At 68.3% G+C, this 12,093-nt stretch carries 12 protein-coding genes; 5 read left to right on the forward strand and 7 right to left on the reverse strand.

The window, feature by feature from the left end:
• Positions 1-84: 84 nt before the first annotated feature.
• Entirely contained in the window at positions 85-492 is a 408-nt protein-coding gene (gene merR, locus HQN59_RS25450) for a mercury resistance transcriptional regulator MerR (RefSeq protein WP_112190007.1), read from the reverse strand.
• 72 nt (positions 493-564) lie between these two features.
• On the opposite strand from merR, the gene merT reads away from it, so the two are divergent.
• The 5 genes from merT to HQN59_RS25475 all read left to right on the forward strand — a co-directional run bounded on the left by merT (position 565) and on the right by HQN59_RS25475 (position 5,980).
• Positions 565-915 carry a mercuric ion transporter MerT gene (gene merT / locus HQN59_RS25455; protein ID WP_112190006.1) on the forward strand — a complete coding sequence of 117 codons (351 nt, stop codon included), beginning with the start codon at positions 565-567 and terminating at the stop codon, positions 913-915.
• A 13-nt stretch (positions 916-928) separates the two neighbouring features.
• Positions 929-1,207, forward strand: coding sequence for a mercury resistance system periplasmic binding protein MerP (merP, locus tag HQN59_RS25460; protein ID WP_112190005.1), 279 nt, complete (start codon positions 929-931; stop codon positions 1,205-1,207).
• Positions 1,208-1,232: 25 nt separating this feature from the next.
• Positions 1,233-1,640, forward strand: a complete 408-nt coding sequence (gene merC / locus HQN59_RS25465) for an organomercurial transporter MerC (protein WP_112190004.1) — start codon at positions 1,233-1,235, stop codon at positions 1,638-1,640.
• Positions 1,641-1,677: 37 nt separating this feature from the next.
• Positions 1,678-3,363: a mercury(II) reductase gene (gene merA / locus HQN59_RS25470; RefSeq protein WP_112190003.1), complete on the forward strand. Its 1,686-nt coding sequence runs from the start codon at positions 1,678-1,680 to the stop codon at positions 3,361-3,363.
• A 136-nt stretch (positions 3,364-3,499) separates the two neighbouring features.
• Positions 3,500-5,980, forward strand: coding sequence for an AAA family ATPase (locus HQN59_RS25475; protein WP_112190002.1), 2,481 nt, complete (start codon positions 3,500-3,502; stop codon positions 5,978-5,980).
• A gap of 24 nt (positions 5,981-6,004) precedes the next feature.
• Here the strand turns inward: HQN59_RS25475 and HQN59_RS25480 are convergent, their stop codons facing one another.
• The 6 genes from HQN59_RS25480 to HQN59_RS25505 all read right to left on the reverse strand — a co-directional run bounded on the left by HQN59_RS25480 (position 6,005) and on the right by HQN59_RS25505 (position 11,835).
• A complete protein-coding gene (locus HQN59_RS25480) occupies positions 6,005-6,238 on the reverse strand; it encodes a hypothetical protein (RefSeq protein WP_127997788.1) in 234 nt (77 codons plus the stop codon).
• A 67-nt stretch (positions 6,239-6,305) separates the two neighbouring features.
• A complete protein-coding gene (locus tag HQN59_RS25485) occupies positions 6,306-6,749 on the reverse strand; it encodes a hypothetical protein (protein ID WP_112190001.1) in 444 nt (147 codons plus the stop codon).
• Positions 6,742-8,637: a hypothetical protein gene (locus tag HQN59_RS25490; RefSeq protein ID WP_127997789.1), complete on the reverse strand. Its 1,896-nt coding sequence runs from the start codon at positions 8,635-8,637 to the stop codon at positions 6,742-6,744. Before HQN59_RS25490 ends, HQN59_RS25485 begins: the two co-directional genes overlap by 8 nt.
• 9 nt (positions 8,638-8,646) lie before the next feature.
• Entirely contained in the window at positions 8,647-10,389 is a 1,743-nt protein-coding gene (locus HQN59_RS25495; RefSeq protein ID WP_127997790.1) for a site-specific integrase, read from the reverse strand.
• Positions 10,386-11,576 (reverse strand): tyrosine-type recombinase/integrase, encoded by a 1,191-nt coding sequence (locus HQN59_RS26465; RefSeq protein WP_128199374.1) that lies wholly within the window; start codon positions 11,574-11,576, stop codon positions 10,386-10,388. Before HQN59_RS26465 ends, HQN59_RS25495 begins: the two co-directional genes overlap by 4 nt.
• 7 nt (positions 11,577-11,583) lie before the next feature.
• On the reverse strand, positions 11,584-11,835 hold the full coding sequence (locus HQN59_RS25505; protein WP_199232326.1) for a hypothetical protein: 252 nt from the start codon (positions 11,833-11,835) through the stop codon (positions 11,584-11,586).
• Positions 11,836-12,093: the final 258 nt, after the last annotated feature.

The following is a 12,093-nucleotide window of genomic DNA, read 5'->3' on the forward strand; positions in this document are numbered from 1 at the left end:
AAGTCCACGGTGATGGACAACCTGCATCCCTTATGTTGAATTCGCTGCGTCAACAATCGTCCAACACGCGGCGTTTCACTTGTTTCACTGCCTCTGCAGGGTGGTTATCAACGGGCACGACAACTTGCCCCGCATCGAGCAGCAGTCGCGGACGAGGACGGCCAGCGCCGACTCGATCCGGCGCAGGTCTTTCAGCTTCTTGCGCACATCGCCGAGCTTTGCTTCGGCGAGCTGTCTCGCCTCGTCACAGTGCGTGCCGTCGTCCAGTTTCAGCAAGCCCGCAACCTCGTCGAGGCTGAAGCCAAGGCGCTGTGCGGCCTTCACGAACCGCACCCGCGCCACGTCCTTCGCCTCATAGCGCCGAATGCGGCCGTAGGGCTTGTCCGGCTCGGGTAGCAGCGCGCGGCGCTGGTAGAAGCGCACGGTCTCCACGTTGACCCCGGCCGCCTTGGCGACGGCCCCGATCGTCAGTCCCTGCTGATCGCTGTCCATCCCGCTTGACTCCGTACATGAGTACGGAAATAAGCTTACGCCATCGTGTCCCCGACACACCGAGGAAAGTGCATGACGGAATCGCAGACCGGGCGTGGTGCGCTCTTCGCCGGCGGACTGGCCGCGTTCCTCGCGTCAACCTGCTGCCTGGGCCCGCTCGTGCTGGTGGCCCTGGGCTTCAGCGGCGCGTGGATCGGCAACCTAACGGCGCTGGAGCCCTATCGCCCGTTCTTCATCGGCGCTGCGCTTGTCGCCATGTATTTCGCGTGGCGTCGCATCTATCGACCGGTGCAGCAGTGCAAGCCGGGCGAGGTGTGCGCGATCCCCCAGGTGCGGTCCACCTACAAGGCCGTCTTCTGGTTCGTGGCCGTGCTGGTGCTGATCGCGCTGGCCTTCCCCTATGTCCTTCCGCTGTTCTACTGACCAGGAGTGCTCCATGAAGAAGCTGATCTTGATCGCGGCCCTCGCCATGTCCGGCGCGGCCGGTGTCCAGGCAGCGCCGCAGACCGTGACGCTGGACGTGCCGGGCATGACCTGCGCGGCGTGTCCGATCACGGTGAAGAAGGCGATCTCGAAGGTCGACGGCGTGAGCAAGGTCGACGTGAGCTACGAGAAGCGCCAGGCCATCGTGACCTTCGACGATGCCAAGGCCAACGTGCAGAAGCTGACCGCGGCGACCGAGAACGCGGGCTATCCGTCCACCGTCAAGCGCTGAAGCCGCAGCGATCGAGGAGGACAGTATGAGCGTCATGACGCGGGTCGCGGACAAGGCCGGAGCGCTGGGCAGCATCGTCTCGGCGATGGGTTGCGGGGCTTGCTTCCCGGCCCTGGCCAGCCTTGGCGCAGCACTCGGGCTCGGCTTCTTGAGCCAGTTCGAGGCCGTGTTCGTCACCGTGCTGCTGCCGCTGTTCGCGGCGCTGGCGCTGCTGGCCAACGCGCTGGGCTGGTTCAACCACCGCCAGTGGCACCGCAGCGTGCTGGGCATGGTCGGCCCCGCCATCGTGCTGGTCGCCAGCTTCACCGTGGCCGAGAAGCTTCTCTACGTGGGCCTCGCGACGATGGTCGCGGTGTCGGTGTGGGACTTCGTCTCGCCGGCGAACCGGCGCTGCGGTCCGGATGGCTGCGCAGTCCCGCCCAAGCACGCCTGAAGCCTTCACGCTGCGACTCCACCAGAAAGGCATTCCGATGACCGAACTCGCGATCAGCGGCATGACCTGCGAGTCGTGCGCCGCGCACGTTCGCCAGGCCCTGGAGAAGGTGCCTGGTGTGCGTTCGGCGCAAGTGTCCTACCCCAACGGAACGGCGCGCCTCACCCTTGCGACTGACACACCCGTGGCGGAGCTCGTGTCGGCCGTGGCCGCCGCCGGATATCGCGCTCGCGTGCCCGAGGCTGCCTCCGGTCCGTCGCGCGACGGATTCCTCGATAGGGCACGCAGTTGGCTTGGCAGTGGCCAGAAGGAGCGCAGCGGCGGCGATGCGTCGCACGTTGCCGTCATCGGCAGCGGCGGCGCCGCAATGGCCGCGGCGCTCAAGGCGGTCGAACGCGGTGCGCGGGTCACGCTCATCGAACGCGGCACGATCGGCGGCACCTGCGTCAACGTCGGCTGCGTGCCGTCCAAGATCTTGATCCGCGCCGCGCACGTCGCGCACCTGCGGCGACGCAGCCCGTTCGACGCTGGCGTCTCCGCTGCCGAGCCGATCATCCTGCGCGACCGGCTGCTCGCGCAGCAGCAGGCGCGGGTGGACGAACTGCGCCACGGTAAGTACGAGAGCATCCTGCAGGGCACACCGGCCATCACGGTCGTGCACGGCACGGCGCGCTTCACGGATGCCCACTCGTTGACGGTGACCCTACGCGACGGCGGCGAGCGGGTCGTGCCGTTCGACCGCTGTCTGGTGGCTACCGGTGCCAGCGCGGCGGTGCCGGCGATCCCTGGCCTCGCAGACACGCCGTTCTGGACCTCGACCGAGGCGCTGGCCAGCAGCGAGACGTCGCCGCGGCTGGTTGTGATCGGTTCGTCCGTCGTCGCAGTGGAACTCGCTCAGGCCTTCGCGCGCCTGGGCAGCCAGGTCACGATCCTCGCGCGCAACAAGCTGTTCTTCCGCGAGGACCCAGCCATCGGCGAGGTACTCACCGCCGCGTTCCGCGAGGAAGGCATCGAGGTGCTCGAGCAGACGCAAGCCAGCCGCGTCGCTCATGCTGGCGGCGAATTCGTGGTGATGACGAACCACGGGGTACTGCGCGCCGACCGGCTGCTGGTGGCCACGGGACGCACGCCGAACACGGGCGCGCTCAACCTCGAAGGCGCCGGCGTGAAGGTGGACGGTCGGGGCGCCATCGTGGTCGACGGCCACATGCGCACCAGCGCACCGAACATCTATGCCGCAGGCGACTGCACCGATCAGCCCCAGTTCGTGTACGTCGCGGCCGCCGCAGGCACGCGGGCGGCGATCAACATGGCTGGCGGCAATGCAGCACTGGACCTGCGCGCGATGCCGGCTGTCGTGTTCACCGATCCGCAGATCGCGACGGTTGGTCTCAGCGAGGCCGAAGCGCACCAGGGGCGGATCGAGACCGACAGCCGCACGTTGACGCTCGACAACGTGCCGCGCGCGCTGGTCAACTTCGACACGCGCGGCTTCATCAAGCTCGTGGCCGAAGCGGGCACCGGCCGGCTGCTGGGCGTGCAGGCGGTCGCCGCCGAAGCCGGCGAGGTCATCCAGACCGCCGCCATTGCCATCCGTGCCGGCATGAGCGTGCACGACCTCGCCAACCAGTTGTTCCCGTACCTGACGATGGTCGAAGCCCTGAAGCTCGCGGCGCAGACCTTCACCAAGGACGTGAAGCAACTGTCGTGCTGCGCCGGCTGAGCTCAGCGGGACTTGAACAAGGAACGTCGCGGAGCATCGCCACCTGCGGCAAAGCTCGTGAACGGTCGTCCCTGACAACCGTTGAAGGCGCCGTCGGCCATGAGAGCCTGATCGGAGATCAACTCCGAGGCATCCCATGCAGCCGCTCCGACTCACCCTCAAAGGCTTCCGCGGCATCCGCGACGGCCTGGGCCGCGACGAAATCACCCTCGACCTCGAGCGCCTGGCGGACGGCGCCAACCTGATCGCCATCGTCGGCGCCAACGGCAGCGGCAAGTCGACGATCATGGACTGCCTCACGCCCTTCATGGGACTGCCAAGCCGGGTCGCGTTGGCCGGTGCGGGCGGCTTCTCCTACTACGACCACGTCTACCTGCCCGAGAGCGTGAAGGACCTGACCTGGGCGCACGAGGGCCGATGCTATCGGTCGCAGATCGTCATCCGCCTCAACGGCCGCCGCCGCACCGAGGCGTTCCTGCACACGCTCGACGATGCCGGATGCTGGCGGCCGGTGCAACTCGATGACGGTATGCAGTCCGACGGCCGGGTGGAGACGTACACGCGCTGCGTCGAGAGCCTCTGCGGCAGTGCCGAGACGTTCTTCACCTCGGTGTTCGCCGCACAAGGCAAACGGCAGCTCAGCACCTATCGCAACGCTGAAATCAAGACGCTGCTGGCCGACCTGCTCGGGCAGGAGGAGATCCAGGAACTGGGCCAGAAGGCCGCAGAAATCGTCCGCCTGCTGAAAGCGGGACTGGCAACCCAGCGTCAGGAACTGGCCGGGCTCGACGCGGAGGATCAGCGCCTCGACGCGGTGCGCCGAAAACTCGACGGCGCCGACGATCGTGTGTCGGCGGCCGAGCGCGCGAAGACGGCGGCACAGGCCGCCCTGGAGGCCGCCCAGGCGCGGCACGCCCGCGTGGTGGTCGAACGCGAGCAGTCGCAGGCTACCGATGCCCGGCGGGCACAGCTCGTGGCCGAACGGCAAGCCGCGCTGGCAAGCGCGACTCAGGCGCTGCGCGCGCTCGATGCTCAGGAACAGGCCGAGCAGCAGCGGCTGGAACGCCTCGATCAGCGGGTCGCCAGCCGATTGCAGCAGGAACGACAGCGGCGGCGGGCCTTGGGCCAGTCCCGGCAGCGATGCCTGGTGGTGCTTGCCGAGGCCGGCGCGGTGCGGCACGCCGAAAGGCGCCTGCCGCTGGCGCAACGCGTGCAGACGCAGCGCAGTGCACGCACGCAGGCATGCCGCGAGCAGGTTCATCAGCTGACGCAGTGCCAGGGGGCGGTACGTCTTGCAGAGCAGCGCGTCGCCGGCATCGAACGGGACGCGGGTCGGGCCGTGCTGAAGGCCGAGGAACTGGCGCGCCGGTTCGGATTGACCGGCGAGGTGCCTTGCGCCGGCACGGACCTGCAGGGGCGTTGCAAGCTGCTGGGTGATGCGCGCGAGGCGCAGGCGCTGATCCCGAACGCCCAGGCGCAGGTCGCTCGGCTGGCCGGCGAGAAGTCCGAGGCGAAACGGGAGCTCACCGACGCACGCCAGCGCTACGAGGCACTGGCCGGCGCGCCGCAGGCCCTGGCGCAGGCCGAGTTCCACGAGACCGTCGCACGCGAGCGGGTGAACCGCTTGTCCGTGATGTGCTCGAAGGCCCAGGCGTGCGCGCAGGCGCAGGCGACCTTGGTCGAGGTCGAGCGGGAGCTGCAGGCGCTGGGGCCCGAGGTGGGTGACGGTGCCGCCGCCGAGACCGCCGACGAGCGCGCGGAGCGCCAACAGATCGCCGCAGCGCGAGCGGCGATCGGGCAACAACGGGATCTTCAGACCACGCACTCCGGCGCGGCGCTGGCGCGCCTGGATCAAGCGCTCGGGTCGCTGCCTCCCGCCTTCGACGAGCAGCAGGTCGCGCAGGCTGCGCGGGCACTGGGCGCCGCGCGGGAAGCGCTCGCCGCAGCCGAGCAGTCGATGCTCACGGCGGTGCGCGAGGCGCAGACGCTCGACGAGGTCGCCAAGCAAGAGGGCGTGCTGGATGAACGTCGCGAACGCCTGCGCGCGCATTGCGCCCGCGTCGAGGATGAACTGGGCAACTGGAGCCTCTTCGCGCGCTGCATGAGCAACGACGGGCTGATCGCGCTGGCGATCGACGACGCGGGGCCTGCGCTGTCGGCACTGGGGAACGACCTGCTGCTGGCCTGCTACGGACCGCGCTTCACGGTGTCCATCCACACCTTGCTGGAAACGTCCAAGGGCGAGCAGAAGGAGGGCTTCGACATCGTCGTGCACGACGGCGACACCGGCGACAGCAAGAGCGTCAGCATGATGAGCGGCGGCGAGCGGACCTTGGTGGAGCTGTGCCTGACCCGGGCGATCGCGTTGTACCTTGCCCGCAACACCGGGCGCCGCTACACGACGCTGTTCACCGACGAAGCAGACGGCGCACTGGATCCGCAGCGCAAACGCATGTTCATGGCGATGAAGCGGGAAGTGCTGCGCCTGGGCGGCTACGAGCGCGAGTTCTTCATCTCGCAGACCCCCGAGCTGACGGCGATGGCGGACGCCGTGATCGACATCGACGCGCTGAGGGCGGACGGGTGCGATGCGGATCGGTGCGTGTCGCTGGCGTAGCCGATGGCGTCGCAGCGGCATCGATCACTGCGGCCCGGGCCCTGGCGTGCGCAGACGCGCTGCGCCGGCGTGCCCACCGACGCTCCACAGGTAGGCATGATCGAGAATCGGTTCGCATCCCGGATCGCTTCGGGCGAGTCGTTCCAGGGCACACAGCAGTTGGTCGGCTACGCCACGGTGCCCATCGATCACGGCCAGCTTGAAGAGCCGCAACAGTCCTCGCGCGAGCACGAGGTTCGATCCGAGGTCGCAGTTCATCGCAGACCTCCATACGGGACACCACTGCCCCATTGCTTGCAGCGTAGACCTTGTCCCCGTGTCAAGGTCAACTCCGGTTCCCGGGTGAGCGCTGCAATGGGATCACCTGGGGCCTGTGGATCCGGCGCAGGTCGGCCAACTCCCGATCGCGCCGCTCGAGCTGCAGCCGCGTCTCTTGCCAAGCCGCGAAGTAGTGGTCGACCAGCGCGGCCAGCTTGGCGAGGTGTTCGCGCAGTTCGCGATTCTCCCGGCGCAACTGGGCGGCGACGCGCTTCGCAGCCTCGGGCCGATCGCGGTGGCGGCTCTGGGCGTCGTGCAGCGCCAGCAGCACGTCGCGGTGGTACCGGTAAAGCGCGTTGCGCGAGATGCCGGCCGACTCACAAAGCGCCTTGGCGGTCAGCTCGCGCGGCGACAGGCCGGCGCCGTGCTGGCGAACCATCTCCGCCAGGGCGTCATGCAGGCGCTGGGCAGCAGGCGGTTCTGCGGAGCTGACGGGCGTCTTCCTAGGCATGATCAGTCTCCTCGGCTGTGTCCGAGCCGAGCGCGCGCAGCAGGCCACGGGCCTCGTTCATGCGCGCGCGGACGATGCGCAACGTCTGCAGCGGCAGGGCGGGTTCGTTGAGAAGCCTCTCGCTGCGTCGCACCTGTTCGAGCCAGTACGGCCGGTGCTGCGCCGAGACGACGAAGTTCTGGCAGCGCGCGCAGGTCGAGGGCTCGCGCCGGGCTGGATTGGGCCCGGTCGCGTTGCCGAGGCAGGCGCTGTGTTCCTCGCGGTAGACGCAGTAGCCCCAGTCGCACACGCCGAGCACCAAGCCGGCGTCGACGAGCAAGCGGGCGTAGCTCCTGAGGTCCTGCTTCATGCGGCTGCCCCGAAAGCGCGGGCGCTTGGCGACGATCTCGGCGCCCGCGCGCCCGCCGAGCCCGGGCGCCGCCAGCATGTGCTCCCACGCGGCGACGGACTGGTTGAGGATCTCGGCGTCGATCTCCTGGTTGAGCCGATAGTCGCTGCCGACGTAACCGTGGTCGGTCTGCGCGCGCTCGCGGTGGCCAAGATGCTGAGCCAGCGCGAAGAGGCAGCTGCGGTCGCGCAGCGCGGCAAACCTGGCGAAGGTCTTGCGCCCCTGATGCGTCGTCAGCCTCCAGGGCTTGTCGAGGTGCGACAGGCCGAGCGCGGCGCCGAAGCGCCGCAGCAGATGGCTGACGCGCGGGGCCGACGCGATCTCCAGCAGTTCGGGCTGCACCTCGTGCCACTCCCACGCGCCGTTGCCACGGCGCCGGCGCAGCCACAGTTCCGGGCGAGCCGTGAGGGCGCGATGCGGCTCGGACAGCGCCTCGAGCACCGAGATCGCCTGGACGGCCACGGGCGGTGCGACCCATTCATGGGGACAGCCATCGTAGCCGGGCTGGCGCTTGAAGATGCTGCCGACGATCACGCTCACGGGTGCGCCGGCCGCATCGCCGACCAGCCGCCGCACGCAGCCGGCATGAAGGTGGAGGATCTCGCTGACACGCGGACCGACCATGTAGGAGAGGACCACGAAGCACGCCGCGTAGAGCATGTCGATGCGCCGCACGAGTTCGGACACCGACGTCACCGGCCGCTCGACGCCCGACGTACCCTCGCGTGCCCGACGCAGCGCCCTCGTTGCCCGGCCGACAGGTGCTGAGCTGTGGGGCGGCGCGGCTGCGCTCGCCATCACGCGCCGATAGGTCTCTCGGGCTTGCAGGACATGCGCCGCGTCGTGCGTCACGATCTTGACGGCGGCCTGCAGCAACACCACCGAGACAGTGTCCGGCGTGTACGGCCACGGCCGGCGCAGTCCTTCCCGGGCGCCAGCGGCTTCGTGATGGTTGCTCCCCGGGAACGGGTCGAACGAAAGACCGTCGCCGAGTTCGGCGCGACAGCGGTAGAGGTAGTTGAACAAGGCGAGGTGCCGCTGCACCGTTGAGGCGGCGCGTGTCGAGTGCCTGGACGTCGGAGACACCGACAGCCGGTGCTGGAACTGCAGCAGCGCCGGCCGATCGAGGTCGGCAAAGCGCCTGAGGCCTTCCAGGTCCATCCAGCGCACCAGCAGGCGCAGCGTGTGGAAGAAGTTCAGGACGGAACTCGGCCGCAGCGGCAGTCCCGTGTACAGCGAGCGGCCGCGTATGAGGGCGATCAGCCGCTTGCTGGTTTGCAGCAGCGGGGCATGGCGCGCGTCGGTGAAACTGCAGCCATCCTCGACCGAAAAGTCCCAGTGCAGGCGCACGGGCAGCCTCTCTTCGAGCGCATTGGTGGGCGCAAGGATCCAGGTCGAATCCTCCCAGCGCGAGTTCTTCAGGAACCATGGGCGATCGTCAGAGGTGCCGAGCGTAGTGCCGGCCGAAGTTCTCAGCGCGCTGGATCGCCGTGGTTGCATGGCGCGACCTCACCGCAGGTCAGGCAGCGGGGGAAGCTGCGCCTGCAGCCTCTGGCCGGCGTCGAGCTCGCGGGAGCCGAAGCGCGGGAGGATGTCTTCCTCCAGGATCCTCAGCTGCGGGGCATAGAGTACTTCCCAACGAGCCGGGTACAGGGTCGCCGCAGCGGCGCGCAGGTGATCGCGCGCCTGAAGCAAGCGCGCCAGCGACATCGGGTCGGGCGTGATGACGGCGTTCGGGCAGGTGAAGCAGCCCATGAAGTTCACGCAGAGGTCGCCCTGCCGAGTACCGGGTGCGATGCCCGCGAATGGATCCTTGCAGTCGAAGCCGAACAGCGTGACACCGCGGCCGCGTGGGGGAGGCGATGGTTCAGGCGCAGCGTCGCACCGCGTCTGGCTCGGACCCGACCGCCCTTCGATGTGCTCGATGAATGCACCCTGAAGATCCGCGATGCGCGAGCGGTTCTGTGCTTCGACCAGGGGCGTTTGCACGTAACGAACCGTCGTGGCGACGCTGGCGTGGTTCGCAACGGCCTTGGTGCGCAGCAGGTCACCGCTGGCGCGGTAGAAGCAGCTCAGCACGCTCGGCCGGATGTTCGCCGGAGCGAAGTGCGGCAAGCCATGGCGATCGCAGAACGCGCCGAGCTGATGGTGGACCGTGATGATCGACATCGCGTTGACCGTGAATTGCCCCTTGAACACGAAGAGCCGGTTGCGCTGCGGGGGAGGGGTCAGCGGGATCAGCCGTTCGTTCCAGGCCAGGATGTCCCGTACCAGGGCCGGCGGCCCGAATGCGTCGGCGCGGTCAAAGGTCCGGCGCTGGATGCGCGACGCGCGAGCCTTGAACCACACCAGCAACTCGCGGTCATCGAGCAAGGGCAGGGGCTGCAGGCAGTCGCGAGTGAGGTCGGCGATGGCTTCGGGGTTGCCGGCCGTGTGGATCAGGATCGCCAGGTAGTACGGCAGCAGCGAAACCGCGCGCGGGTACAGGAGGGGAGCCAGTTGCTTGGCGCCGCCGTAGCGGCGAACGGCCTTCTGCAGCCAGAAATTGCCGCTGGCCTGGGTCGTGCGCCAGTCCGGAATGATTCCTCCGTGGCGTTGATCGATCTGTTCGAGGATCCAGCCGAGAGTGCCGGGCTTGTCTGCGTCGGCGGCGCGTTGACGGGCAGCCGATTCGCGGGCCGTGCGCATCTGGGCGATCTCATCCTCACAGGCCTGGAGGATGGCGCGCAGCTGCCGACCGGAAAGCGTCGAGCGCGATGCCCGCGCGGCGGCCTTGTTGGGGAACGGCGAGAAGGGGTAATCGATGCTGGTGATCAAGTCGGGCCGACACCGCTCAAGCCATCGCAGCAGCTGGCGCAATGCCCCATAGACGGCGGCCTGCGTGGTGAGGGCCCAGATCCTGCCGTCGGCACAGCGTTGCGCGTTGAGCCACTCGATGTAGCGAACCAGCATCGCGCGGTCCAGGTCGGCGACCGATCTGAGGGACTGCGATTCGGCGGCGAACCGGGCGAAGGGCAGTATCGACTTCCAGTACGAGGCGATGCTGCGATCCGAATGGCCCCCGATATGGCCCCAGAAGGCCTGGGCGAGCGCCAGGCGCACGTCGGCTGGCAGCGGCAACGACGAGAAGTCGATGAGCGTGTGGCGAACCAGGCGAGCCGCGTCGTGGCGCGCCGGCTGTGGCGCGTGCCCCGTTCCGGCCTGCGGTCTGGTGGCCAGGGTCCGCGGAATCGGCGGGCGCCGTGAACTCACGGCTCTGCGCTGCCCGCGAGCAGCGTGTCCAGCACGTCCTTGAGGACGCAGGCGTCGACGGCGACGGCACGCAGGTACCGGTCGGTGGTCTCGATGTGCTCGTGCCCGAGCAGGATCTTCACCACGAGCAGTGGATTGACCTTGGCGCCCTCGCTGGCCAAGTACTCGAGCCGGGCCAGCAGCATGCATGCGAAGGTCGCGCGAAGCAGATGCGTCGTCGCCTTGAAGCCGCAGGCCAGGCCGGCCCGGCTGACGGCGCGCTGGTAGGCGTTCTTGCTCACCGGTGCGCCGCGGGCGTTGACGAACAACGCCGGGTGGTGGGCGGCGCGTCCCCTGCGTCGCGCGCGCTTGAGCCACGCGAAGCGAAGCCCCGAGATGTAGCCATCGGTCTCGTCGAGCAGGCTGGCCGGTGCAATCACGTAGCCCGGCTTGCGGCCCTTGCGCGTGATCTCGATGGTGTGATGCGCCGTGAGCGGGGTGGGGCGGCCGTTGATGTCGTCGACGCCGAGCCGCAGGAGTTCGCTGATCCGCAGCCCAGTGTACAGCTGCCAGCGGGCCATCAGATCGTACGGCGGGGCGAGATAGGCGAGCAGTTCGCGAGCCTGCCCGGAGACCAGCGGGCGGGGCAGCGGTTCGTATTGCCGCAGTACGAAGATGCTGCGCTCGGTGTCCGCAGCGTAGCGCGTCCGGATCGGCGAGTACCGCCTCGACACAGCGAAGTCGCGGGTCTTGTCCGCGAGCGCCGATTCGCTCAGCCAATGCGCGCGGACCGCCCAAGCATAGAACCGCAGCACGCCGCGAACCCGGTGGTTGATGGTCGTCGTCCGGTACGCACGTCCGGTGTGCGGACTGGGCTGCGACATCATGCGGTTGCGATAGGCAACCAGGTCGACAGCATCCGCCTTGTGCCAAGGGATGTCGTTCTGCTCGAGCGTGTCGAACCAGTCGTAGAGGATCTCGGTATAGGTTCTGAGCGTGTCGGCGGTGTGCGCGCGCTGGATCGCGTGCTCATGCAGGAAGGCGACCGCGGGCTCGATCAACTGCCACTGCTTCGTGAAAAGAAGCGGGAAACCGGCAGGACGCGGCTCGCGAAGCGAAGTCGCCAAAGCCTGTGCTGCAAGCTGCGCCAAGGGTTCCGGCAGGTCTGCCGGACTCGGCAGCGAAGCCTTGCGGACTATCTGGACCACGGCGCTCTTACCTCGCGGTAAAGCGCTTCACAGCGTCGACGAACGACACGCCGAGCAAGTGCATCGCCAGGTCGATGGCTCCGCCGCCACCGGCGTGCGCGCGTGTGTCGTACCACTTGACGCCCGTGGTCAGGATCTCGAACTCGCCGCGTGCCGTGCTGGCGTGCCAGCGGCGGCTGTGCTCATCCTTGAGGGGCTGATAGGTCGAATCGGGCTTGACGTGGGTGGCTAGCAGCGCGAGCGCGTCGCTGGCCGGCATCTGACGAAGCCGTGTCAACGTCGAGGCACTGAACGACCTGCGAGATCGGCGCGCAACCATCATGTCGAACCCCCGCTGAAGCTGCTGAAAACGCGGGACGCACCGGGCTACTCGCCTCTGAAAGAGGCTTGGGCTCCTCGGGCATGAACAACTGTAGGTCGTGGCGTCGAGCGAGCCAACTCTGTTGACACTCGCGAATGCAACCTAACATCCCTACCTGACCATGCCGTCGCGGGCGGCGCAGGCCGGGCCGGGCGG

It is taken from the genome of Rhizobacter koreensis (assembly GCF_013366375.1).
GTDB lineage: Bacteria > Pseudomonadota > Gammaproteobacteria > Burkholderiales > Burkholderiaceae_C > Schlegelella_A > Schlegelella_A koreensis.